Annotated in this window: 22 protein-coding genes and 2 tRNA genes; 18 read left to right on the top strand and 6 right to left on the bottom strand. The window is 68.1% G+C overall.

Annotation, left to right across the window (positions count from 1 at the left end; genetic code table 11):
* The first annotated feature begins 71 nt into the window (after nt 1-71).
* The 3 genes from AB0L65_RS16505 to AB0L65_RS16495 all read left to right on the top strand — a co-directional run bounded on the left by AB0L65_RS16505 (nt 72) and on the right by AB0L65_RS16495 (nt 2,351).
* Complete coding sequence (locus AB0L65_RS16505; RefSeq protein ID WP_364245649.1) at nt 72-668, top strand: sigma-70 family RNA polymerase sigma factor; 597 nt, start codon at nt 72-74, stop codon at nt 666-668.
* Nucleotides 665-1,648, top strand: coding sequence for a DUF742 domain-containing protein (locus tag AB0L65_RS16500; protein ID WP_364245647.1), 984 nt, complete (start codon nt 665-667; stop codon nt 1,646-1,648). The genes AB0L65_RS16505 and AB0L65_RS16500 overlap by 4 nt, the downstream gene beginning before the upstream one ends.
* Nucleotides 1,649-2,138: 490 nt before the next feature.
* Nucleotides 2,139-2,351, top strand: coding sequence for a hypothetical protein (locus AB0L65_RS16495; protein ID WP_364245644.1), 213 nt, complete (start codon nt 2,139-2,141; stop codon nt 2,349-2,351).
* Between the two features lie 101 nt (nt 2,352-2,452).
* On the opposite strand, the gene AB0L65_RS16490 is transcribed toward AB0L65_RS16495, so the two are convergent.
* Nucleotides 2,453-2,869, bottom strand: a complete 417-nt coding sequence (locus tag AB0L65_RS16490; protein ID WP_364245641.1) for a hypothetical protein — start codon at nt 2,867-2,869, stop codon at nt 2,453-2,455.
* Complete coding sequence (locus tag AB0L65_RS16485; protein WP_364245639.1) at nt 2,844-3,578, bottom strand: DUF433 domain-containing protein; 735 nt, start codon at nt 3,576-3,578, stop codon at nt 2,844-2,846. Before AB0L65_RS16485 ends, AB0L65_RS16490 begins: the two co-directional genes overlap by 26 nt.
* Nucleotides 3,579-3,629: 51 nt before the next feature.
* Here AB0L65_RS16485 and AB0L65_RS16480 point away from each other — a divergent pair, with 51 nt between their 5' ends.
* Nucleotides 3,630-5,000 (top strand): recombinase family protein, encoded by a 1,371-nt coding sequence (locus AB0L65_RS16480; protein WP_364245636.1) that lies wholly within the window; start codon nt 3,630-3,632, stop codon nt 4,998-5,000.
* A gap of 5 nt (nt 5,001-5,005) precedes the next feature.
* Here the strand turns inward: AB0L65_RS16480 and AB0L65_RS16475 are convergent.
* Nucleotides 5,006-5,091: transfer RNA gene (locus tag AB0L65_RS16475), tRNA-Leu, on the bottom strand.
* Nucleotides 5,092-5,442: 351 nt separating this feature from the next.
* Between AB0L65_RS16475 and AB0L65_RS16470 the strand changes: the two genes are divergently transcribed.
* Both AB0L65_RS16470 and AB0L65_RS16465 read left to right on the top strand, forming a co-directional pair.
* Entirely contained in the window at nt 5,443-6,039 is a 597-nt protein-coding gene (locus tag AB0L65_RS16470; RefSeq protein WP_364245798.1) for a hypothetical protein, read from the top strand.
* Nucleotides 6,040-6,289: 250 nt separating this feature from the next.
* Nucleotides 6,290-8,305 (top strand): chaplin, encoded by a 2,016-nt coding sequence (locus AB0L65_RS16465; protein WP_364245634.1) that lies wholly within the window; start codon nt 6,290-6,292, stop codon nt 8,303-8,305.
* 118 nt (nt 8,306-8,423) lie between these two features.
* Here AB0L65_RS16465 and AB0L65_RS16460 read toward each other — a convergent pair whose 3' ends face one another.
* Nucleotides 8,424-8,609, bottom strand: coding sequence for a DUF5703 family protein (locus AB0L65_RS16460; RefSeq protein ID WP_192788874.1), 186 nt, complete (start codon nt 8,607-8,609; stop codon nt 8,424-8,426).
* Nucleotides 8,610-8,799: 190 nt separating this feature from the next.
* Here AB0L65_RS16460 and topA point away from each other — a divergent pair, with 190 nt between their 5' ends.
* The 11 genes from topA to AB0L65_RS16405 all read left to right on the top strand — a co-directional run bounded on the left by topA (nt 8,800) and on the right by AB0L65_RS16405 (nt 21,561).
* The gene (gene topA, locus AB0L65_RS16455) at nt 8,800-11,484 is read left to right on the top strand and encodes a type I DNA topoisomerase (protein WP_364245631.1); all 2,685 of its coding nucleotides are present in this window, start codon (nt 8,800-8,802) and stop codon (nt 11,482-11,484) included.
* 58 nt (nt 11,485-11,542) lie between these two features.
* The gene (locus AB0L65_RS16450; RefSeq protein ID WP_364245628.1) at nt 11,543-12,757 is read left to right on the top strand and encodes a metallophosphoesterase; all 1,215 of its coding nucleotides are present in this window, start codon (nt 11,543-11,545) and stop codon (nt 12,755-12,757) included.
* A gap of 75 nt (nt 12,758-12,832) precedes the next feature.
* Complete coding sequence (locus AB0L65_RS16445) at nt 12,833-13,378, top strand: helix-turn-helix domain-containing protein (RefSeq protein WP_364245625.1); 546 nt, start codon at nt 12,833-12,835, stop codon at nt 13,376-13,378.
* A gap of 132 nt (nt 13,379-13,510) precedes the next feature.
* Complete coding sequence (gene tmk, locus AB0L65_RS16440) at nt 13,511-15,580, top strand: dTMP kinase (RefSeq protein WP_364245624.1); 2,070 nt, start codon at nt 13,511-13,513, stop codon at nt 15,578-15,580.
* A gap of 122 nt (nt 15,581-15,702) precedes the next feature.
* Nucleotides 15,703-16,875, top strand: coding sequence for a DNA polymerase III subunit delta' (locus tag AB0L65_RS16435; protein ID WP_364245621.1), 1,173 nt, complete (start codon nt 15,703-15,705; stop codon nt 16,873-16,875).
* A gap of 40 nt (nt 16,876-16,915) precedes the next feature.
* On the top strand, nt 16,916-17,821 hold the full coding sequence (locus AB0L65_RS16430; RefSeq protein WP_364245619.1) for a permease-like cell division protein FtsX: 906 nt from the start codon (nt 16,916-16,918) through the stop codon (nt 17,819-17,821).
* 105 nt (nt 17,822-17,926) lie between these two features.
* On the top strand, nt 17,927-18,400 hold the full coding sequence (locus tag AB0L65_RS16425; RefSeq protein WP_357738177.1) for a SigE family RNA polymerase sigma factor: 474 nt from the start codon (nt 17,927-17,929) through the stop codon (nt 18,398-18,400).
* Nucleotides 18,397-19,437, top strand: a complete 1,041-nt coding sequence (locus AB0L65_RS16420) for a permease-like cell division protein FtsX (protein ID WP_364245616.1) — start codon at nt 18,397-18,399, stop codon at nt 19,435-19,437. Before AB0L65_RS16425 ends, AB0L65_RS16420 begins: the two co-directional genes overlap by 4 nt.
* A 98-nt stretch (nt 19,438-19,535) precedes the next feature.
* Nucleotides 19,536-20,366 (top strand): regulatory iron-sulfur-containing complex subunit RicT, encoded by an 831-nt coding sequence (ricT, locus tag AB0L65_RS16415; RefSeq protein WP_350724339.1) that lies wholly within the window; start codon nt 19,536-19,538, stop codon nt 20,364-20,366.
* Nucleotides 20,367-20,422: 56 nt separating this feature from the next.
* A tRNA-Thr gene (locus AB0L65_RS16410) sits at nt 20,423-20,499 on the top strand.
* A 576-nt stretch (nt 20,500-21,075) separates the two neighbouring features.
* The gene (locus AB0L65_RS16405) at nt 21,076-21,561 is read left to right on the top strand and encodes a hypothetical protein (protein WP_364245613.1); all 486 of its coding nucleotides are present in this window, start codon (nt 21,076-21,078) and stop codon (nt 21,559-21,561) included.
* A 36-nt stretch (nt 21,562-21,597) separates the two neighbouring features.
* Here the strand turns inward: AB0L65_RS16405 and AB0L65_RS16400 are convergent, their stop codons facing one another.
* The gene (locus AB0L65_RS16400; protein WP_364245610.1) at nt 21,598-21,756 is read right to left on the bottom strand and encodes a hypothetical protein; all 159 of its coding nucleotides are present in this window, start codon (nt 21,754-21,756) and stop codon (nt 21,598-21,600) included.
* Nucleotides 21,757-21,890: 134 nt separating this feature from the next.
* Nucleotides 21,891-22,037, bottom strand: a complete 147-nt coding sequence (locus AB0L65_RS16395) for a hypothetical protein (RefSeq protein ID WP_364245607.1) — start codon at nt 22,035-22,037, stop codon at nt 21,891-21,893.
* 586 nt (nt 22,038-22,623) lie between these two features.
* Between AB0L65_RS16395 and AB0L65_RS16390 the strand changes: the two genes are divergently transcribed.
* Nucleotides 22,624-24,063, top strand: a complete 1,440-nt coding sequence (locus tag AB0L65_RS16390; RefSeq protein ID WP_364245604.1) for a hypothetical protein — start codon at nt 22,624-22,626, stop codon at nt 24,061-24,063.
* Nucleotides 24,064-24,201: the final 138 nt, after the last annotated feature.

The following is a 24,201-nucleotide window of genomic DNA, read 5'->3' as shown; positions in this document are numbered from 1 at the left end:
TTCGCCTTGGTGATGGACCTCATCACCAAGGGGGTGAGCAGCACTGGGCTCGAAGACACGGAGGTCGGCAGGTGGTGCAGCTGAACAAGAGCACTGCTCGAGTTGCGGCTCCGCCAGGGGCAGACCTCGGCAGCCGTGGCCAGGTTGAGCACTTCTTCCGCGGCCACTACCGACTCTTGATGAAGGTGGCGGCAATGGCCGGTGCCACAGAGCAGGAGGCCGACGAAGCCGTCGGCATGACCATGATCGATCTTTGGCGCCGTTGGCCGGAGATCGATCATCCCAAGGCATATGCCTGTAGAGCGGTGGTGAGTAATTTCATCAAGCGGCGCAAGCAGGACGCAAAGGAAACTGAGCGCCTGCTCGGCACGCAGGCGCCTGTCACAGAGGCCGACGGGGACGCCCGGATGACTCTGTGGGAAGACCGAGAGTGGGTGGAGCAGATGCTCGATCGGCTACCGCCCGCACAGCGAGAAGTCATGACCTACTACCTGGAGGGCTTGAAAGCGCCAGAGATTGCCGGATACCTCGACAAGAGGCCTGACGCCATTCGCAAGAACCTGCAATTCGCCCGCGAACGTCTCAAAGAGATCATTGAGCAAGAGCGCTGCATACAGACGACGGTTACCCATATGGCGCCGCAGACCAGGGAGGAGGAAGCTCTGTGAACGACGGCCACACCCGCGAAACCCCGCGGCAGCCGCTTCCGTCGGCGTCTTGTGACCCCGTAGCTGTTTACCTGGATTTCCTGGAAAAGATCAGCGAAGACGTCGACCAGATTCCCGACCGTAAGATAGACGAACGAGCGAGGCAGCTCTTTGGCGAGCCCATGATGTCGAACGGACTATCGTCCCAAGGCGGCAGTTTTGAGGGTGTCTCCGGTCTCGGACGGCCTCAGCAGGCGGACTTTGACTGTCTCTTGGAGACGATCATAGAGCCTGTTGATGTCCTGAAGGGCATGCCCCTAGAGATGTCCGGCGTGGTGGAGATAGTCGCCGCCGCACAACGTGAAGCCGACCGAATTCGTTGGTTGGCGCGCCAGGAGGCACTGGCCGAGGCTGCTTACATCCGTGCCCAGGCCAAGCGTGACGCTGACGCTCTCATGGACACGGCCCTTACCCAAGCCGCTCACATTCGCGCGGAGGCCGACCGCGACGCCAAGACGCTCATAGAGTCCACACACGAGCAGGTTGCCCTCCTTCGCAGACTGGCCGCAAATGCCCAGAGCGTGTCCGCGAACACGGTCGATGCCGACGAGAGCAAGGGTCTTGAAGAGTCGGAACGCCAAGCGAGCCAAGTTGAGCGTTGGCTGGACGAGGACGCCGGTCCGATCGTTCCTGCCTACCTCCTAACTCGGGGTCGTACGGTGCCAGCGAGCGAGGACATCGACCTCATCTCAGTGATTATCACGGCCGACGACCTGGCACCGCCCGTGGGCATGGGTCCCGAACATCTGACCATTTTGCAGAAGTGCACCAAACCGACTCGGCTTGTGGACGTGGCCGCAGAGCTGAACCTACCCATCAGTGTTGTCCGCGTCCTGGTAGGAGACTTGCACGCCCAGGAGCTTGTACGGGTCGAGAATCCGCCTCCCGCGCCGGACGCCAGAGTCGTGCTGAAGGTGCTCAGCAACCTGATCGCAATGTGACCACGCAGCGGTTGGGCCACATGTACATTGCCGACGCGGCTCCCGCGGCGGCACGTTTCTCTTGCCCGTCTACCGATACGAGACCGGCCGGTCAAGTGCCGATTGCCGTTGGTCGCCGTTGCCTGGGACAGGCGGGAATGATGCTGGAAGGTACTGCTACACGGTGTTGAACGGTCTGGTTTTTTGCGTCGGCCTAACGAGAGAGAACCTCCCGAACGAAAGTCTGCTGTGGTACCTCGCCGAACATCCGCGGTTCCTGGTCACCGGAATGGCAGATGTATAGTTCCCCGCGCGTCCTCGTGATGAGCACGTAGTACAACGTGCGCTGGTGGACCTGGGCCGGCTACCGCGCGAACGCGACACTCGCCGCCTCGCTGCCCTCGATCGCCGACCCTGTCCAGCGGCCGACGGACTTCTACGTACGGCTGCTCGAAGACCTGACGCCACTTGGAGAGAGGCCTGTCGCAGGGCGGGCCAAGGCGAGATTCTGGTGCTACCGGACGTTGACCGCCGCGCCATCAACGGGCTGAAGTTTTCCGCGGTGTTGCCGGAGCGGCTGGCGGTGGCGACGATTGCTGTTCGACTGGCCGACTTCGAGGGAGCATATGCCGCGCTGACCGAGCCTGTCCGGCTGCGCTCGCACGGTGACCTTCGCACGACTGGCCACTATCTTGATCGACGTCGCAGCTTCGGGCTCTGCTGAGTCGATATGGCTGTACCGTTCGCCGGGCTCGCCGGCTCCCAGGGAGCCAGCGGCGACGAGCTGCAGCGAGGAGCGGCAGGAGCGCGCAGCGAGTACGGGTGTCAGTGATGTGGGGGATACAGGCGCTCCAGCCGGTCGGCGTGGACGGCGTATATGAAGGGGCCAGGAGTGTTGGAGGCAGCGAAGACGGCCTGCTGGTTGGTGATGAAGCGTTCGGCGTAGGCCGCAGATGTCAGATCGCCGCGGGTGATGACGAAACAGCGGGCCTGATGCTCGATGACGGCGGCGATCTCTGCTTGCCGGTAGCGGATGCGTTTGTCCTTCATGAGCACGGCCCAGCCGAGTTTGGCGCTGTCTTCGATCCAGCGGGTGTCTTCGATGGTCTCGTCTTGGGGGACGCCGTAGTGTTCGGCCAGGGTGATCAGGTCCCATCCGGCTTCGCGGAGCAGTTTGGGTACGGCGACGCGGCCGAGGCTGCGATCGATGAAGAATTTACGCGGCTGTTCGGGTGGCGACACGCAGGACGTCCTCGATCTCGTCGCGGGTGAGTCCGTACTCCTCTGCTACGACGTCGACGGGTTCACCGGCTCGAAACAGATCGATCACATCTTCGAGCTTGGCGCCGCCGTGGGCGAATCGGGGCCGGCCGAAGGCGTGGCGGGCATCTATCGTGACCTCGGCGACGTGGTATTGCGGGAGGGTGATCACTTCGGCGTATCCATCGTGGGCGAAGTCCACCCGGCGCAGGTAGTTCTGCACGATCTCGGTGAAGACGCGCTGGTTGTTGCGGACAACGACGAGTTCGCGGGCGGAGTCGTCGCCGACGTGCTCGGCGTAGTCGTAGAGGACTTCGGCGCCGTCGGTGAAGAGCCGACGGCTGGCCAGAGCATGTTCCAGGCCGAGTTCCCGTTGCAGCGCGTCGATGGCCGGTCGGATGCGCTGCAGTGGCACGCCTGCTTGCCTGAACGCGGCGAGGGCGTAGCCCTCGGCCAGGCCGATGAACGGCACGGACGCTTCGTTCGGCCGTTCTGCCCTGGTGGCGGTGATGACCGGCTTGGCGTGAACTGCACGGCCGCCGTGCTGGCGGCGGTAGCCAAAGGCCCAGTTGGTGAAGGTCGAGGCGGGGATCGCGAGATAGCCGGCCGCCTCGGCGATGCCGTACAACGGCGTGGTAAACCGATCGATGGCCACACACACCTCCTGGATCACGTCGTTGGGCCCCTTCATGATGCCTCATGGTGTGGCGTCATAGGTGGCGCATTTCTGCGTCATCTAGGTATGTCCTCTTTGTTCGATGACTGGGTTCAGCACAAGGCCATCAGTTCGAGACCGCTTCGTCATCGTTCGAAGGACGGGCCGTTGCGGTTCGCCCTGTACGCGCGGACATCCACGAAAGATTTCCAGGATCCTGTCTCCTCCTGCGGCTGGCAGCGCGAGGCAGCGCAAGTCTTGGTCGAGGGTCGGGGCGTGATCGTGGCCGAGTTCGTCGATATCGGATACTCGCGGCGGTTGCCGTGGAACGAGCGACCGCGGTCCGCCGCGCTGCTCACGGCTCTGGCCGATCCGGACCGCGGCTGGGACGCGATCGTGATCGGCGAGTACGAGAGAGCGTTCTCGGGGGATCAGCTCACACGGCTTCTGCCGCTCTTTCAGTCCTACGGCGTCCAGCTGTGGATGCCGGAGGCCGGTGGGCCGGTGGATCCAGGAAGCCCGGTGCATCAGGCGCTGATGCTGTTGCTGGGCGGGCAATCACAACGAGAGGTGCTGCGAGCCCGCTACCGCGTGCTGGCCGCGATGCGGAACCAGGCTGCCGATCAGGGACGCTTTCTCGGTGGTCGCCCGCCGTACGGCTACCGCTTGGTCGACGCTGGGCCACATCCGAACCGGGCGCACGCCCGCTGGGGACGCCGTTTGCACCGGCTTGACGCTGATCCGGTCACGGCGCCGCACGTACGGTGGATATTCGCGCAGCGGCTGGCGGGTATGAGTGTGGCGGGGATCGCCCGGATGCTCAACGAACGCGGCGTACCGTGCCCCTCGAATGTAGATCGCGAGCGTAACCCGCATCGGTCGGGACAGGCTTGGACGCTACGCACGGTCGCGGCGATCCTCGGCAACCCGCGCTACACCGGTCGTCAGGTCTGGAACCGGCACAGCACCGATCCCGCCGATCTCGCCGTACGCGGCTGGAACGCCCCGAAAGAGTGGGCGATCTCAACGATCCGGAGCCATCCGGCGCTGGTCAGCGACGACGACTTCGTTGCGGCGCAGGCGATCCGATCTGCTCGTTCCACCCAGGACGGCAGTCGGCGCGTTTATCTGCTCGCGGGGCTGCTGAGGTGCGGGTTATGCGGGCGTCGACTGGATTCGCACTGGGTGAACGGACGTCCCGGATATCGGTGCCGGCACGGCTACACCAGCGCCAGACCTCGCGAGGTGTCCGGCCCGAAATCTCTGTATCTACGTGAGGACCGGCTGCTGGCAGAGCTCTTAGCCAATGTCGGCGGCGGAGAACGGGGTGGGCCGGCTGAGGTCATTGCTGCATTGCGAGCCGGCGGCCTGGTCATCGTCTGTCACAAGGACACTCGTTTCGTGACCGCGCTCAACAAGAAAGAGCCCGCCCCGCAGGGCGAGCTCTTCATGGGGTAATCCTGTGTCCGAGGGGGGACTTGAACCCCCATGCCCATCACTGGGCACTAGCACCTCAAGCTAGCGCGTCTGCCTATTCCGCCACCCGGACTTGGTGCCTGCACGCGGGACCGTCATCTCGCGTCGGCTCAGTAAGGTTAGCAAACTCTGAGGGGTGCGTCATACCAAGAATCAGCTCGCCCCTCCGAGGTGTCTCCGCGGGCCCGGATATGGGGCGGGCGGGAGCTCCTGATGGGGCCTCGCTGACGTACGCCAGAGGGTGTTGAGGCAGTTGGTGGCGGTTTGGCCCATGGGGAGTTGGCGAATTTCTGGGTCTCCGTTGAAAAGCTCTTGCGGCAACCTTGAGTGCTGCTACGGTTACGGACCGTTGAGGGGTGAGTCCATGGACCGGCCTCACGACAAATGAGGCCGGTTCTGGAGTGCGGGAGGTCACGTGGCGCGCATGGTGGTGCAGCGGAGGGCTGTGGCCCTCGGTGTGCATCGCCTGCCCGTGACCGTCCCGGCGCATGACGTGACCACCGTTCGGGTTGACCGGATGGCGCGGTTCGCGGCCGGTGCCCGGCGGCTCGTCGTGCGGGCAGTCACTGTCGGCGCCCTGGTAGCCGCCGGATGGCTGTTCGCCGTCATCTTCGGCATGCTCACCGCCGCCCCGGCGGCGGCCGAAGTGGCAACTCCTGCGGCGGACGCGCAAGCGAAGACCACGGCCGCGCAGACCGTGGACGGAGCCGCGTCCGCCCAGGTGCCTCACTCCCTCACCAGCCCCGATGACAACGCCGAGGCCATGGCCGGGCGTACGGTCGACGGGCTCAACAGCCAGCAGGATCCTGGCCTGCCATCGCCATCCACCGCCGGAAAGATCCTGGACACCAATGGCTTGGTGCCCAACGGCGGTGGCAGCGGCTCGTTCGGGGCCGCTGCGGGGGACGTCGCGAGGTCTGTGTTCGACCCGCGGCTGCAGGTGCTGCGCGCCCTCCTGGCGCGGGTGCCTGCCCCCGTCGTCCGCACAGCGGCGGACGACCCCTCCTTCTCGCCTGACTGACCCGCCTTGCAGCTGCCGGTCCTTTCGTTGACCGGCCCCTTTCCGAAGTAACGCGGTTGAGCGCGGTCTGAGACGCCTCTCCGCCGGCGGGTGCACAAACACGTCAGTTCAGCTGTTCGCGAACCCGAGGTCTCCGCTGTGCGCGAAACCTCGCACGGCCTTGGGCTGCCCGCGAACCGTTCCGTTATCCCCCAAGAAGTTATCCCCCAAGAAGTTATCCCCCCAAGAAGAACCACTAGGAGCATTCATCATGCGTACGTGGGCAAAGGCATCTACTCCCGCGGCTCTGCTCGCCGTTGCCGTCATGTCGTTCGGCGGCGGCACCGCCCTGGCCGACACCTCGGGCGACGCGTCCGTCGGCGGCGGCAACCAGGTCGACCTGCCGATCTCCCTGCCCATCGACATCAGCGGCAACTCCGTCGGCGCGGTCGGCAGCTCCTCTGCCTCCTCGCAGGGCGGCGCCGAGGTCGTCAACAAGGGCGGCATCCCGGGCAACCGCACCTCGGGCAACGCGAGCGTGCTCGGCGGCAACCAGGTGAACGCGCCCATCAGCGCCCCGGTCAACGCCTGTGGCAACGCCGTCTCGCTGGTCGGCAGGTCCGACGCGGGCTGCAAGGGCGGCGCCACCGTTCGCAACCAGGGCAAGGGCGGCGCGGGCGGTAACCGTACCTCCGGTGACGCCAGCGTGCTCGGCGGAAACCAGATCACCGCGCCGATCTCCGCGCCGATCAACGTCTGCGGCAACGCGGTCGCGATCTTCGGCAGCGCGACGGCGGGCTGCAAGGGCGGCTCCAGCGTCCACAACACCGGAGTGGGCGCGGGCGGCAACCGCACCTCGGGCAACGCCAGCGTGCTGGGCGGCAACCAGGTCGTCGCGCCGATCTCCGCGCCGGTGAACATCTGCGGCAACGCCGTCGCCGTCGTCGGCCGGGCGTTCGCGGGCTGCAAGGGCGGCTCGACCGTCACCAACGGCGGCGGCCACCGGAACGGCTACCACGGCCCTCGCGGCCCCGTGGGCTCCTCGGGCAACGACACCGACGGGCGCTTCGGGGTCGGCAGCGGCAACCAGGTGATCGCCCCGATCAGCGTGCCCGTCAACGTCTGCGGCAACGCCGTGGGCAACGCCGCCGCCAGGTGCGAGGGCGGCTCCAAGGTCGAGAACACCCGCCGCGGGTCCGGGGCGGGCGGCAACGTCACCTCCGGCCAGGCCGGCGTCCTCAGCGGCAACCAGGTGGTGGCGCCGATCAGCGCGCCCGTCAACGTCTGCGGGAACGCGGTGGCCGTGGTCGGGCACGCGTTCGCCGGCTGCAAGGGCGGCGCCCGCGTGAAGAACGGCGGCACCGGCGCCGGTGGCAACCAGACCTCCGGCCGGGCCGGCGTGCTGAGCGGCAACCAGGTCATCGCGCCGATCACCGCCCCGATCAACATCTGCGGCAACGCGGCCGCCGTGCTCGGCGCCTCCAGGGCCCACTGCAAGGGCGGGGCCAAGGTCGACCGCACCGGTGGCGGCGGCAACCACACCTCCGGCCGCGCCGGGGTGCTCGCGGGCAACCAGATCATCGCGCCGATCGCCGCTCCCATCAACGTCTGCGGCAACGCGGCGGCCGTCCTCGGCGACGCCGCGGCCGGGTGCCTCGGCGGCGCGAACGTGGGCAGGCCCGAGTACGGGCACGGATTCGTCCGCGGCGGCGTCGAGCGGACGGCCGGCAAGGGCTCCAAGGGCGGGCTGCTGCCCATGCTGCCCGCCGTCCCGGTCCTGGGCGGCGTGCAGGACCTCGCCGGCGTCACCCAGAAGGGCAACGACCTGGCCGGGGTTCCCCAGCAGCTGGGCGTGACCGGCAAGCTGCAGGAGGTCACGGGTACGGGTCTGACCTCGGTGCCGCTGGTCGAGGACGCCGCCCAGACGTTCGGCCTGCCGAGCCTGCCCGAGCTGCCCGGCCTGCCCGGCCAGGCGCAGACCCCTGCCCAGCCGAAGAAGAAGCACGCGGCCGGCCAGGTCGACGGCGCCGGGCGCCCCGTCTCCTCGAGCGGCGCCGTGTCCGTGCTCGACCCGGCGACCGGCCTCGTGGCCGGCACCCCGGTCGGCGGCGCCGTCACCTCGGCCACCCGCGGCCTGCCGGTCAGCGGCCTGATGAGCGCCGAGCAGCCCGCCGGCCTCGGCGGGATGAACTCCAGCTCCCTGCTCGCCCTCATGATCGGCGCGATGTTCGCCGCCTCGGCGACGCTGTTCGGGACCGCCCGCCGGTTCCGGATCGGCCGGAAGTAAGGGAATCAGGCAGCACGTAACAAGGACGGCTATCGCTCACAGCCTGTGAGCGGTCAGCGTTAGACGCTTTGCCCGTTCCGGGGGCGCGGCCCGGGGCGGGCAAAGCCATGTCCGGGGTTCACAGCGTGCTGCGTACCCGCATGACCTTCCGACGCAGCCGTACGTGGCGGCTACCGTCGGGGTAGACGCGTACGCGGGCCAGCTCCCACTGTCCGTACTCTGCGTGTTCGGTCAGCAGCTGACGTGCTGCTTCACGAGTGAGATCGCGTGGAATGAAGATATCCATGTAGGAGTAGTCGAGCACAACGATTAGTCTCCAGGGTGAGTCAGGGCGCCATGCCGCTCGATGGGGCTTATTCTGCGTGCTTGTGGGTGGACCCGGAAGCTAGTGGGTAGCCCGGGGGAAGGAAATTTCCGCGAGTCGGGTTACCTTTCAGTCTGTGCCGACTCCCGGCAGGGGGATTTGCAAAGCGAACAGCGAGGTAGGAAGCAGCGTGCCAGCCAAGAACGGCAGCGCCGGCGGAACACGCCTGGTGATCGTCGAGTCGCCCGCGAAGGCGAAGACGATCGCCGGGTACCTCGGGCGCGGCTACATCGTCGAATCGAGCATCGGCCACATCCGTGACCTTCCGGAGAGGGCCGACGACATCCCCGAGAAGTACAAGGGAGCCCCATGGGCCCGCCTCGGGGTCAATGTCGAGCACGAGTTCGAGCCGCTGTACGTCGTCAACCCGGACAAGCGGTCGCAGGTCAACAAGCTGCGGCAGCTGCTGAAGGACGCCGACGAGCTCTATCTGGCCACTGACGAGGACCGCGAGGGCGAGGCCATCGCCTGGCACCTGCGCGAGGTCCTCAAGCCCAAGGTCCCGGTCCACCGCATGGTGTTCCACGAGATCACCCCGCAGGCCATCCAGGACGCCGTGGCCAACCCGCGCGACCTCAACCTGCGCCTGGTAGACGCCCAGGAGACCCGGCGCATCCTCGACCGCCTCTACGGCTACGAGGTCAGCCCGGTCCTGTGGAAGAAGGTCAAGCCCCGCCTGTCGGCCGGCCGCGTGCAGTCGGTGGCGACGAGGCTCGTGGTGGAGCGCGAGCGTGAGCGCATGGCGTTCACGCCCGCCCACTACTGGGACCTGCAGGCGCTCTTCGACACGAACAAGCCCGAGGAGCGGCCGCGTGACTTCACCGCGACCCTCACGGGGGTCGACGGCAAGCGGGTGGCGCAGGGCCGCGACTTCGCCAGCACCGGGCGGCTCAAGAACGTCGACGTGCTCCACCTGTCCGAGGAGGCCGCGGGCGAGCTGGCCGGGCGGCTGACGGGCGCGTCGTTCGCGGTCAAGTCCGTGGAGCGCAAGCCGTACACGCGCAAGCCGTACGCGCCGTTCCGGACGACCACGCTGCAGCAGGAGGCCAGCCGGAAGCTGGGGTTCTCCGCGAAATACACGATGCAGGTGGCGCAGCGGCTCTACGAGAACGGCTTCATCACCTACATGCGTACCGACAGCATCACGCTGTCGGAGACCGCCGTGGCGGCCGCCAGGTCCCAGGCGATCAAGCTGTACGGGGCCGCGTACGTGCCCGACAAGCCGCGCGTCTACAGCAGCAAGGTGAAGAGCGCGCAGGAGGCGCACGAGGCGATCCGGCCGTCGGGCGAGGAGTTCCGCACGCCGGGCGAGACCGGGCTGTCGGGCGACATGTTCCGGCTGTACGAGCTGATCTGGCAGCGCACGGTGTCCTCGCAGATGAAGGACGCCGTCGGCGAGTCGGTCACGGTCAAGGTGGCCGGCAGGTCGTCGTCGGGCGAGGACGTCGAGTTCAGCGCGTCCGGGCGGACGATCACGTTCTACGGGTTCCTCAAGGCGTACGTGGAGGGGGCCGACGACCCCTCGACCGACCGCGACGACTCCGAGAAGCGGCTGCCGAACCTGGCGGAGGGCGACGCGCTCAGCGTCACCAGGCTCGACGTGGCGGGCCACTCGACCAAGCCGCCCGCGCGTTACACCGAGGCGTCGCTGGTCAAGGAGCTGGAGGACCGCGAGATCGGGCGGCCTTCGACGTACGCCTCGATCATCGGGACCATCCTCGACCGCGGCTACGTGTTCAAGAAGGGCACGGCGCTGGTGCCGTCGTTCCTGGCGTTCGCCGTGGTCAACCTGCTGGAGCAGCATTTCGGCAACCTGGTCGACTACGACTTCACGGCCGAGATGGAGAAGGTCCTCGACGACATCGCCAACGACCGGGCCGAGCGGGTGCCGGAGCTGCAGCGCTTCTACTACGGCTCCGACGGCGACGAGGGCCTGAAGGAGATGGTCACCGACCTCGGCGACATCGACGCCAAGGAGATCAGCTCGTTCCCGATCAAGGGCACGGACATCGTGCTGCGGGTCGGGCGCTACGGGCCCTACCTCGACAGGGACGGCGCGCGGGTCAACGTGCCCGAGGACATGACGCCCGACGAGCTGACGGCGGAGAAGGCCGAGGAGCTGTTCTCCAGGCCGACGGGTGACCGGGAGCTCGGGCGCGACCCGGTGTCCGGGAACATGATCGTGGCCAAGGACGGCCGGTACGGCCCGTACGTGACGGAGGTCCTGCCCGAGCCGCCCGAGGACGAGGCGCCGAAGAGGCGGACGAAGAAGGCCGACGCGCCCAAGCCGCGCACGTCGTCGCTGTTCAAGACGATGTCGCTGGACACGATCACGTTCGAGGACGCGCTCAAGCTGCTGTCGATCCCCAGGCTCGTGGGCGAGCTGGAGGGCGAGGAGGTCGTGGCCTCCAACGGCAAGTTCGGCCCGTACCTGAAGAAGGGCACCGACTCGCGCTCGCTGGCCTCGGAAGAGGACCTGCTGACGGTCACGATCGAGCAGGCCAAGGAGCTGTTCGCGCAGCCGAAGCAGCGCGGCCGGCGGGCCGCGGCGGCGGCGCCGCTGCGCGAGCTGGGCGCCGACCCCAGCTCCAAGAAGCCCATTGTGGTGAAGGAGGGGCGGTTCGGGCCTTACGTGACCGACGGCGAGACGAACGCGTCGCTGCGCAAGGGCGACACGGTCGAGGACATCACGACCGAGCGGGCGGCCGAGCTGCTGGCCGAGCGGCGCGAGCGGGCGCCGGCGGCCAAGAAGACCACCACGAGGAAGGCGCCGGCGAAGAAGGCTCCCGCGAAGAAGCCGGCGGCCAAGTCGTAAGGCGAGCAGTGGGGTTGGCGGGGCCGCCGGACGCGGCCCCGCAAGTAGCATCGATGCTGTGATCGTCTTGTTCTTCGCGGGCCTGATCCTGCTGGCACACCTTTATCTGTGGCAGCGGATGGTCCGTTCCACCACGGCCCCCGGGCGGCTGCGCAAGGCGTTGACGTGGGGTGTGGTGGGGCTGACGGTGCTCGTCGTGGCCACGTTCGCGGCCACGCGGATGGACTTCGGGCACTGGCTGGCCTGGCCGGGCTACGTCTGGCTGGCGCTGATGTTCTACCTGATCGTCTTCCTCGTGGTGCTGGAGGTGCCGCGGGCGGTGGCCGCGCTCGTCCTGCGCAGGGCCTCGCGGAAGGCCGTGACGCGCGAGGCGGCGCCGGTGCCCGTGCCCGCCATGGCGGGCGCCCCGGCGCCCCCCGAGCCCGCTCCCGTGGTGGCCCCGATCAGCAGGAGGCTCTTCCTGGGGCGGACCACCGCCGCCATCGCGGGCGTGGGAGCGCTCGGCACGGTCGGGTACGGCATGACGAGCGCCCTGGGCGACCCCGTGATCGAACGCGTGAAGGTGGCCCTGCCGAAGCTGGACTCACGGCTCAGCGGCCTGCGGTTCGCGGTGGTGAGCGACATCCACCTGGGGCCGCTCACGGGCAGGGGGCACACCGAGCGGATCGTCCGCATGATCAACGGCCTGGAGGCCGACGTGGTGGCGATCGTGGGCGATCTGGTGGACGGGTCGGTGGCCCAGCTGGGGCCGCTGGCGCAGCCGCTGAAGAGCCTGGAGTCCCGTTACGGGGCATATTTCGTGACCGGCAACCACGAATACTTCGCTCCCAGCGGGCCCCTGGAGTGGATCGAGGAGCTCGATCAGCTCGGCGTACGCTCGCTGCGGAACGAGCGCGTGGAGATCAGGCACCAGGGCGCCGTGCTGGACCTCGCCGGGGTCAACGACCTCAACGGCGCCTCGGCGGGCGACGGGCCCGACTTCGACAAGGCGCTGGGCGGCCGGGACGCCGGCCGGTCCACGGTACTGCTGGCGCACCAGCCGGTCCAGGTCGGCCAGGCCGCTCGCCACGGCGTCGACCTGCAGCTGTCCGGCCACACGCACGGCGGGCAGATCGCGCCGTTCAACCTGGTGGTGGGCCTGCAGCAGCCCGTGATCTCCGGCCTGGCCACGGTCGACGGGGTGCAGGTGTACGTCACCAGGGGCGCCGGGTTCTGGGGCCCGCCGGTGCGCGTCGGGGCGCCGCCCGAGATCACGCTGCTGGAGTTGCGCTGACTTTCCGCGATCTACTGGTCACCTGCGGTCATGATGGCGTAGAGTATCCAACCGGATACTGATCGGAGGTGGGGGATGGTCTCCTCGCCTATGGAGGCGGCGCACGCCGCCTTCTGGGCCAAGCGCGGCGGGCAGCTGTTCAAGCAGGCCCGCCATGCGGCGAGCATGAACCAGCGCGTCCTGGCCAGCGTGAGCGGCACGTCGAGGACCACGCTGTCGGCCTACGAGCACGGCAGGAAGTCACCGACGCTGGAGACCGCGGGGCGCATTCTCGACGCGGCCGGCTTCCGGCTGGCGCTCGAGGCCAAGGTCGAGTTCGCGGCCCGCGCGGGCGACGGGCGGACGTTCCACGTGCCGAGCCGGTTGCGGCGGCTGCCGGTCGGGGCGGCGCTGGGCGTCGTGCGGCTGCGGGAGCGGGTCTACGACCTGGCCGACCGGCAGGCCCGCCGGGCCGCGTACACCGTGCTGCTGTGCGAGGGCGAGCCTCAGGAGCTGCTCGATCACGTGGACGGGGTGCTGCTCGTGGAGCTGTGGGGCGAGCTGGAGCTGCCCGAGGAGATCCGCGCGGAGTGGGGGCCATTGGTGGAAGAGGCCCGACTTGAGGCCGGAGTTATGAATTGATGATGCTTTTGGGGGCCTATTCGAGGTCTGCACCCTGCACGCTGGCCCACGAACGTAATACCCTCAGCCCCGAGTCGGCCGGGAATATCCGGCTGGTCTGTTGTCCGCCCACTTCCTGGATACGCTGAAATCATGACTGCCCCTGGTCGAGGCCGCCCGGCCCACGTGCTGGCCAATGCGCCGTTTCGACGGCTTTGGATGGCCATGTCGGTGTGCAGCCTGGGCGACTGGCTCAACATCCTGGCGCTGACCGCCCTGGCCGGTAATCTCACGCAGAACGACTACCGTCTGCAGTCGCTGGCGGTCGGCGGGGTGTTCATCGCCAAGATGCTGCCCGCCGTGCTGCTCGGGCCGCTCGCGGGGGTGTTCGCCGACCGGTTCGACCGGCGGCTGATGATGGTCGTGGCCGACCTGCTCAGGTTCGCCGTGGTGCTGTCGATCCCGTTCGTCCGCAGCTACCAGTGGGTGATCGTCGCGACCGTCCTGGTCGAGTGCGTCAACCTGTTCTGGGTTCCCGCCAAGGACGCCACGGTGCCCAACCTGGTGCGCAAGGATCAGCTCGAGTCGGCCAACCGGCTCAACCTGCTGGTCACGTACGGCACCGCGCCGGTCGCGGCCATGCTGTTCGCGGCGCTGTCCGTGGTGGGCGGCGTGATCACGAGCCTGGCGCCGTCCATGTCCGGCCAGGACGGCACGTCGCTCGCGCTGGTCGTCAACGCCTGTGCCTACCTCGTCTCGGCCGTCCTGATCTTCACGCTGCGCGACATCCCCAAGCGTGACGGCGCCATCTCCACGCCCTCCGTGCTCAAGCAGATCGTCGAGGGCTGGCGGTTCGTGGGCGGCAACCGGCTGGTGCGCGGGCTGATCATCGGCATGCTGGGCGCCTTCGCCGCGGGCGGGGCCGTGGTCGGCGTCGCGAAGATCTACGTCCAGGCGCTCGGCGGCGGCGACGCGGCCTACGGCGTCGTGTTCGGCGCGGTCTTCGTCGGCATGGCGCTGGGCATGTTCTTCGGCCTCAGGCTGCTGCGCGAGCTGTCGCGGCGGCGGCTGTTCGGCCTGGCCATCACCGTGGCGGGGCTCGTGCTGGTGGCCACCGCGCTGGTGCACAACCTGGTGATCGTGGTCATGCTGACCGTGCTGCTGGGGGCGTGCGCGGGCATCGCGTGGATCATCGGCTACACGCTGATCGGGCTCGAGGTCGAGGACGGGCTGCGGGGCCGTACGTTCTCGTTCCTGCAGTCCACGGCGCGGGTGACCCTGCTGCTGGTGGTCGCCGTGGCCAACCCGCTGGCGGCGATCTTCGACGTCCACTGGCTGCGGTTCGGCACGATCGCCTACCGGTTCGACGGCTCCAACCTGGTGCTGGTCATCGGCGGGGTGCTCGCCATGGTCGTGGGCGTCCTCGCGCTGCGGCACATGGACGACAGGAAGGGCGTCTCGCTGTCCGGCGACCTCATCGCGGCGGTGCGCGGCGAGCGGTTCCCGGCCGAGGCGGCCGAGGCGGTGCCCGGGCTGTTCGTGGCGTTCGAGGGCGGCGAGGGGTCGGGCAAGACCACCCAGTCGCGGCTGATCGCCATCTGGCTGCGTGACCAGGGCTTCGACGTGGTGCAGACGCGCGAGCCGGGCTCGACCAAGGTCGGCATGCGGCTGCGGGCGATCCTGCTCGACGCGGCCGAGCGCGGGCTGTCGGCGCGCTCCGAGGCCCTGCTCTACGCCGCCGACCGGGCCGAGCACGTGGAGAAGGTGATCCGTCCCGCGCTCTACCGGGGCTCGCTCGTGATCACCGACCGCTACGTGGACTCGTCGCTGGCCTACCAGGGGGCCGGGCGGGCGCTCGACCCCAAGGACGTCTCCAAGATCAACGCTTGGGCCACCGGCGGGCTGGTGCCGCACCTGACGGTGCTCATCGACACCCCGCCGCAGGTGGGGCTGACCCGGCTGGGCGGGGCCGCCGACCGGATCGAGTCGGAGCCGCTGGACTTCCACGAGCGGGTACGCAAGGAGTTCCGGGCACTGGCCGCGGCGGCGCCCGAGCGTTACCTGGTGGTGGACGGCACGCTGGAGCCCGAGGTGATCACCCGCCAGATCCAGGACCGGATCCGCGACATCCTGCCGGACCCGGTGCCGCAGGAGTCCGAGGACGCCACGGGCACGATGCCCGCCATCCGCGGCGATTGGACGATGCCCACCATCCGCGACTAGCCCTCTTCGCGTGGGCGGGGCCCCGGGTTCTTCCGAGGCGAGTGGCGTCTTCTTCCGGGCGGGCGCGTCGGCGAGAGTCGCGTACGGGCGTGGGGACTGCCGTCGGCGGTTAGCCTTACGTCGTGGCAGTTTTCGATGACCTCGTCGGGCAGGACCAGGCGGTGGCCGTGCTGTCGCGGGCCGCGGCGGCGGCCGGGGAGGTCGTCAGGGGCGGGCGCGGCGCGGGCATGACGCACGCGTGGCTGTTCACCGGGCCGCCGGGCTCGGGCCGGGAGGACGCCGCCCGCGCTTTCGCCGCCGCGCTGCTCTGCCCCGACGGCGGGTGCGGTCACTGCGACCAGTGCCACCAGGTGTTCATCGGCTCCCACCCCGACCTGGAGTCCGTACGCCCCCAGGGCCTGTCCTACAGCGTCAAGCAGACCCGCGAGCTCATCCTGCGGGCGGCCGGGGCGCCGACGCAGGGGCGATGGCGGGTCATCCTGTTCGAGGACGCCGACCGGGCCACGGAGTCGGCCGCCAACGCCCTGCTCAAGGCCATCGAGGAGCCCCCGCCACGTACGGTCTGGCTGCTGTGCGCGCCCGCTCCCGACGACCTCATGATCACCATCAGGTCGCGCTGCCGGGTGGTCAACCTGACCACCCCGCCCACGGAGGCCGTCGCCCATGTGCTGGCCACGCGCGACAGCGTGCCGCCGGACGTGGCCAGGTTCGCCGCCAAGGCCGCCCAGGGGCACATCGGCAGGGCGCGGGCGCTGGCGCTCGACGAGGGCGTCAGGCGGCGTCGTGAGGCCGTCCTGGGCATCCCGCGCTCGCTGACCGGGGTGGGGGAGTGCGTCTCGGCCGCCGAGCGGCTGGTCAAGACGGCGGAGGAGGAGGCCGCCGCGGCCACGGCCGCGCTCAACGAGAACGAGACCGCCGAGCTGCGCAAGCTCTACGGCGAGGGGTCCACGGGCAAGGGGCTCAACCGAGGGCTCGTACGCGGCGGGGCCGGGGCCCTGAAGGAGCTGGAGGACCGGCAGAAGTCGCGGGCCACGCGGATCAAGCGCGACTCGCTGGACGCTGCGCTGCTGGAGCTGGTGTCGTTCTACCGGGACGTGCTGGCCATGCAGTTCGGGGCCCGGGTCGAGCTGGCCAACGACGATCTCCGCTTCGACCTCGACCAGCTGGCCAAGGTGGCCACGCCCGAGGAGACGCTGCGCCGGATCGATGCGATCATGCAGTGCAGGGAGCGGCTGGCGGTGAACGTCAACCCGCAGATGGCCGTCGAGGCGATGATGCTGTCGCTGCGTTCCTGACTCGTGGTCATGGGGCGTTGGGCGGGGATGAGGAGTGGCGGTGGCTGACGAGGCGCCCTCGGGCTTACGGTCGTTGATCGCCGTGCTGCTGGCCGGGATGTCGGTCCTGGTGAGTACGCCGGCCGCGGCGGACCCGGTGACCGCCCCGGAGGTCAGCGTGAGCGACGAGTGGGAGATCGCCGTCTTCCTGTGTATTCCGACCACGTACGGGTGCCACAAGCGCGGTGCCACGGCGAAGCAGAAGCAGGCGCTCAGGACGTTCCTGGAGTCCAGGCCGGAGCTGAGCGGGGTCCGGTTCGTCGATCGGGCGAGCGCGTACGAGAGCTTCCGGCGGGACTTCGCCGGCAACAAGACGCTGCTGAAGGCCGTACGGGTGAAGGATCTGCCGGAGTCGTTCCGCCTGCGGGTGAAGAAGGGGGCCGACCGGGATCGGGTGTGGCTCGCGGCGAAGCGGCGACCCGGGGTGGGCGACGTCATCGACCAGGCCGAGATCTATGGCGATCCGGAGGCTACGGCGTGGCCATCGGACATATCCGTCTTCCTTTGTGTGAAGGACTCGCTCATGCCGGCCTGCCTGTCCGGCCGTGGCGGGGCGAAGGGCAAGGTCGCGACTCTCAAGGAGAAGAAGGCCGTGGTCAAGGCGATCGAGGGCACGCCCGGGGTCGTGGGGTACTTCTTCGAGGACCAGGCGACGGCCTACCGGAACTTTGTCGGGACCGACAACGAGGCGCTCGCGAACGCCACCCAGATGTCGGACATACCTGAGTCGTACCGGCTGACCATGCGGCCCGAGGTCGACTGGAACGCCGTGAGCCGCAGCCTGGCGAGGCTGCCAGGGGTGAGTCAGGTGTACAACCGGAGGTGTACGGACGCCCAGCTCAAGCTGGTAGTGGAGTACGGGCGCAGTAACCTCCCCGACAGCGAGGTCTGCGCGCCGCGTCAGTGAACCCGTCGGGTGACGCGAGCAGCAGATGGGGCTGACGGGCGTCTCTGATACGTGGAAGTCGAACTACTCACCCAACAAGAGGCCCGGGCGCGGCAGCGAATAGACGTGGCATCGATCTTCGCCGAGCACCATGTGGGCCTCGTGCGGCTTGCCCTGATCATGGTCGGCGATCAGGCGACCGCGGAAGACGTCGTGCAGGAGGCGTTCGCGCGCACCCATGCCGGGCGTGGCCGGTTGCGTGACGCCGACAAGGCGCTGGCCTATGTCCGCTCCGCGGTGCTCAACGGATGCCGGTCGGTGCTGCGCAGGCGGGCGACCGTGTTCCGGCGGGCGGTGCCGTACGAACCGCCCGTCTGGTCGGCGGAGAGCGCCGCGCTGGTGGGCGAGGAGCGGCGCGGGGTGCTGCTCGCCCTGCGTGAGCTGCCGCGCAGACAGCGGGAGGCGCTCACGCTCCGCTACTACCTCGACCTGTCCGACCAGGAGATCGCCGACACCATGGGGATCGGCGCCAGCACGGTCAGGTCCACGATCGCGCGGGGGCTGGCCGCCCTCGGCCGGGCACTTGGGGAGGATTCATGAACAGCGCCATGGAAGACAGGCTGCGGGAGGCCCTCGCCGAGGCGGGGGCGACGGTGGACGCCGCCACGCTCAGGCCGCTGAGGGCGTCGGAGCGGCGGCGGTTCAGGGTGGATTTCCGGCTGGTGGCGGTGGCGGCGACCGTGGTGCTCGCGGGGGCGGCGACCACTGTCGGGCTGCTGAGCGGTCCGGGTGACGAGGACCGGGCGGTGGCGGCCGATCCGGCGGGCGACGGGCGGAAGATGATCGTCTTCCTGTGCGCGAAGTCGTCGGACCGGGAGCAGACGGCGTGCAAGGGCGCTGTCAGCGAGGAGGAGACGCAGGAGATCGCGGCGGCGGCGCGGAAGGCGCCGGGGGTCACAGAGGTGAGCTACACGCATCAGACCGCGGCGTACGACAACTTCCGGCGCGATTTCGCGCGCAACAAGGCCCTGCTGGCCGCCGTCGACGTCGATGACCTCCCCGCTTCGTTCGGGCTGACCCTCACGAAGGGCACCGATCCGCGCCGTGTGCAGGAGGCGCTGCGTGGGGTGCCCGGGATCTCGACCGTTCAGGAAGTGACGCCCTACGGCTCCACTCCGGCGGACAAATGGGATGTGACGGTCTTCCTCTGCACTCCCTCGTCGGCCATGCCGTCCTGCGGCGCCGAGCATAAGTCCGACGGTAAAGGCGGCCCCGTCGTCACGAGGGACGGGAAGGGCGTCACGCCCGCGCAGAGGGAGGCCATCCGGAAGCTGATCATCTCGATGCCCGGCGCCAAAGAGGTGTTCTTCGAGGATCAGACGACGGCATACGAGAACTTCCGCCGCGTGTACAAAGCCAACAAGGCGCTGATCGACGCCACGAAAGTCAGTGACATGCCCCAATCGTTCAGGATCTTGCTGATGCCTGACGCCGACTGGAGCAAGGCCGTCAACAGGCTGAGGCGGGAACCAGGGGTGAGCCAGGTTCTGCACCGATGCGTGAATGACGGCACCCGGCTGAGGTACTACTACGGGTTGACCCTGCCCGAGAGCAAGGTGTGTCCGGTGGAAAAGTGATCCGGCTCCCCCCTCACTCTCCGCGCGCGGCACACGTAATGTGGCAGGGAAGGTCGTGCGACCCCTAGGCGTCAGGAGGCGAGCTCGAGCCCATGGGAATGATCATGGCCGTGAGCTTCACCCGTTACGGGAGGCTCTACTACCTCGATCCCGGCGAGCACAGCCCGAAGGTGGGCGACAAGGTGCTCGTGCCGACCGACTCGGGCCCCGAGGTGGCGGAGTGCGTCTGGGCGCCGCAGTACACGAGCGAGGACGTCGACGGCCTCCCCCTGTGCGCGGGTCTGGCGGGCGAGGAGCACCTGGCCCGCGACGAGACCAACAAGCGCCGCAGGGCCGAGGCCCGCAGTGTGTCGAAACGGCTGATCAAGCGGCACACGCTGCCGATGAAGGTGGTCGGGATCGACTACCTCGACGAGGACAACGTCTACACGGTCTACTTCTCGGCGCCGCACCGGGTCGACTTCCGCGCCCTGGTCCGCGACCTGGCCCGCAACCTGCGGGCCAGGGTCGAGCTGCGGCAGATCGGACCGAGGGACGAGGCGCGGCTGCAGGGCGGCATCGGGCCCTGCGGCCGCGACCTGTGCTGTGCCACGTTCCTGAAGGACTTCGAGCCGGTCTCGGTACGCATGGCCAAGGACCAGGACCTTCCGGTCAATCCGCTGCGGATCGCTGGGGCGTGCGGGCGGCTCATGTGCTGCCTGAAGTACGAACACCCGCTCTACCAGGAGTTCCGCGCCTCGGCCCCCCGGGCGGGGGCGAACGTGGAGACCCCGCAGGGGCCTGGTGTCGTGGTCGGCCACAACGTCCCGTCGGACTCCGTGGTGGTGCGCCTCAACGACGGGGGGCGGCGCTGCGCCTGCTCGAAGGCCAGCGTGTGCGCGCCGCGCAAGGCGTACGACTCGACGTACGGGGATCCGGCCGAGGCGTGATCGAGGGGAGCGAGGACCCCTCCAGCTCCTGTAGACTCTTGCAAGTCGCAGAGCACGCCGCCTTAGCTCAGTCGGCCAGAGCACTTCACTCGTAATGAAGGGGTCTGGGGTTCGAATCCCCAAGGCGGCTCCAGATCAGAAGCCCCCCGCGTGATCGCGGGGGGCTTCTGAGTGTCTATCCATGGCCACCGCGCCCTCCTGGAGTACGGGACGGATCTGCTTCCTGTAGACCAGCTCGGTCACCGCCGTGCTGCTGTGGCCGACCAGCCGGGAGATCTCCTCCAAGAGGATGCCTTGGTCTGAGAGCAGGGACACGAAGCTGTGCCGCAGTTCTCGGGGCGTCCACTTGTCGGGGTCGAGGTCGGTCTTGGCGATGACGCGCGCCGAAAGCGCGCCGCACGTTATGGGAGTCGAGAGGTGTGCCCACGGTCGAGGCGAACACGAGCCCGGGTTCCATCCACCGCTTGCCCGCCGCTTCCTGCTGAACCCTCTGTGCTTTGAGCGCTTCGACACGGCGCTGTGGGAGCGCCAGAGTGCGCCGGGACGTGTCCCCGCCAGTCCGGATGCACCGCCACACGGCCACGTACGGCGGCACGGCCGGGTCAGCGTCGGGAGCACCGCGCCGCCCAGAGACGTCGTCCCTCGACACCACGGCCACCGCCGGGCGAAGATCAGAAGAGTTCGGTTTGCCTTTCTGCGGGAGGAAGAAGTGAGCGAATACCCCCAGGATCGCCTGTACGCCGGTGAGCTGCACATGTGGGGCAACGGGGAGTGGTTCGAGCGCAACAGGAAGCTGGACACGCCTGGCGACCGGGTGAGGGTCGGCTTCACCGCCTTCTTCATAGGTCAGATCCCCGACAGAGGGCTGCAGGTGCAGTTGCCTGAGGTAGGTAGCTATGTCGAGCTGGGTGACTACTTCGGTCGGGTCAGTTGGAGTCAGGAGGGGGATGCTGACGAGGAGTGGGAGGACGGGGATGCTGCTCCTGACGAGGGCTGGAGCGATTTCTGCGCACCAGTCGCGGCGAAAGTCGTCGCCGTCAACACCGAGCTCGCCAACACTCCGGAGCTACTCATCAGGGACCCCTACGGCGAGGGCTGGCTGTTTGAGATGGAGATCCATGACCACAAGCCCAAGTCCGATTTCAATTGGGACGCGGACGGTTACGCCGAGTTCATCGCCCAGGACAGCGACTAGACCGGCAATCGCCGGGGTGCCCACCCACGCGAGCTTCTATGGGGCCCGGTAGTAATGGCCCTCAGGGCTGTGCAGCTTGGCGTTGGTGGCCGGGCCGCCGTCCCCGCTGTAGCCGTCCATGCCCGTCCCCGCGGAGGTGGAGATGACCAGGGTGCTGGCCGAAAGTTCAGCCGTCGTCCGGAGCTTGAAGACCAATTAGCGGCGCGGTGACGCGGGCTGTTGCGGCGGCGAGTGCGCTGCGTCGCTGGTTGTCCATGGCATCGAAGAAGTAGCGCTCCTCGCCGAGCGCGATGGCGAACTCCAGGATGGAGCGGCTTAGGTTGTTGACGTTACTGTCTCCGAAATAGCCGCTGTCGACCCACTCGGACTGCCTTGTCTTTGTCCTCGTGCTCGTACACGAAGACGTCGGTGAATTCCTCTTTGTCGAGCCACGCGCTCTGGGTGTCGGCGATGAGGAGTTCGACGGCGGCGATCATGCTTGGGTAGTGGCCTGCTCCGGCGCGGAGTCGTTCAGCGAGAGTGCTCGTGCGGAGATTGTTTCACCGCGCTCGGGGGCCGGGGGTTGACTGAAGGGCGATCAGCTCGGCGAGGGCCGCGGTGAACGAGCCGGCGGGAAGTGCGTGCCCCAGTCCTCGGGAAAAGACCAGAGGCCTGCGCATGAGCGGCTTCTCGGGGAGCCACAGCCACATGGCCTGAGCATCGAGGACGGCCCGTACTTCGTAAGAGAGGCGGGGTTCCGGCTTTACGCCATCCATCCTGACGGCAACCGGGACACTCGCGCAGGCGCACGGCTTGGCAGGCATTTGCGGCGCGCCAGTGGCGCATGGACCGAATGCTTGTCAAGACGCTGAAGGTATTGCTGAATCGCCCTGCTATGGCCGCCTCGCGTTCTATTGTCGCGCTCCAATGCGCACGTTTGGATCTAAAGGGCGATCTTCTGGGGCGTATCTCCAAGCGGGGGGTTTCGAATGTGTCCCAGCGTCGCCGCCTGTCCTGCCCCCGGTGCTCTCGGGGCGGGCGGCTCATCGGCCTGTGCCGTCCTCCAAAAAAGGAGTCGTGATCATGACCGCATTGACCTACACCGTCTTCACCGACCCGGCGTCCGTGGAGGCGTCAGCGGCCGGACGGAGGTCCAAATCCACAGGGACGGTGTACCTGGTCATCACCAACACCGCAAGGAGGACGGATTGGTCCAGGATCGAGGTGAGAGTGCCCGTCGGCGACGGCGTTGGCGACCTCACCCCGAACCTCCCGGAGATGAAGGGCAAGTACACCGACAACCGGTGGGGGACCCAGGCGACAACCCAGGAGGTGAAGGTCGACCCGCAGCGGGACACCAACGTCTTTGAAGTCACCCCCAAGAGCGGGGGCGTAGCTTCTTTCAAACCCGGCGACTACCTGGTGCTGACGATGGAGAACGTCACCATTGCCGCCACCGCCGGGCCGGCCGTGCTGACGGTGAGGGAGAAGACCGAAGACGATGACGGGGAGCACACCCGCTACACGTCGGTGGCGCTGGTCAAGACCGCTCCGAAGGAGATTCCGGCGCCGCGTGACTTCCACCCGGACAAGGGCATGGTGGGCGCCGGCGAAAACCTCACGCTGAGCTGGGAGGGGTCCCCCGAATTCGACTACAAGATCCTGTTCCCCGGCGGGCAGAAGGACATTTCCTCGGACACGCGTACCTGGACCCCGCCCGACGCGCCGAAGCGGGCCACCACCTACACGCTCGTCGCCACCGACCCCGTCACCCAGAAGCAGCACTTCCTCACCACCACCGTCCAAGTGCGCTTCCCCGTCTTGGAAACGCTCACCGCCACCACCGGGATTGACACGCCCTGGGTCCAGGGGGCGGCGGACGGAAAGAAGGGGCGCGTCACCTTCACCGGTACAGGGGTGGAGATCTCGGACAACTCTGGCGGGCGGGGGGCCGTGACTGCCGACAGGGCCGATCTCAACGGTGTGAACACCGGTTGGGTGCAGGGGAGGAGCGCCGACGACGGAAAGATCACCTTCCCCAAGGACGGGCTCGACGTCCGCAACGGAAGCGGGGCCTGGGGAACTGTGCACGCCGACAAGGCCGATCTCAACGGCATCAACACCGAATGGGTGCAGGGGAGAAGCACCGACGACGGATGGATCGGCTTCTCCAAGGACGGGCTGGACGTGCGTAAGGGAGCCGGGCACGCCTGGGGAACCGTGCACGCCGACAAGGCCGATCTCAACGGCATCAACACCGAATGGGTGCAAGGAAGAAGCGCCGACGACGGATGGATCACCTTCCCCGTGGAGGGGCTCAAAGTCCACCGAAAGGACGACAGTCACCTGACTCATCTGGACGTCGGTTATGCGACCCACGACATCGTGAAAACCAGAATCGTGCGGGGACTGACTGACGGTGAAGGATGGATCAGCTTCCGCAAGGAGGGGCTGAACATTCGCCGGGGACAGGGCACGGAACGGGGAACTCTGTTCGCCGCCAAGACCGAACTGAAGGAATGAGTCCAAACGGCGTCCAGTGCCCTGCCGAATGGATCTCATAGGATCAAGGGGCGGTGGCGCAGGGTGCCGTCACCCAGCCGTGAGCCTGTCGCCCACCAGGCATGCGGCCTGGGACCGATCGGGTCGGCAAAGCCGCGC

The sequence above is a fragment of the Nonomuraea sp. NPDC052116 genome (genome assembly GCF_040680035.1).
GTDB lineage: Bacteria > Actinomycetota > Actinomycetes > Streptosporangiales > Streptosporangiaceae > Nonomuraea > Nonomuraea angiospora_A.
The sequence above is the reverse complement of the archived record's forward strand: the minus strand, read 5'-3'. Positions and strand labels throughout refer to the sequence as shown.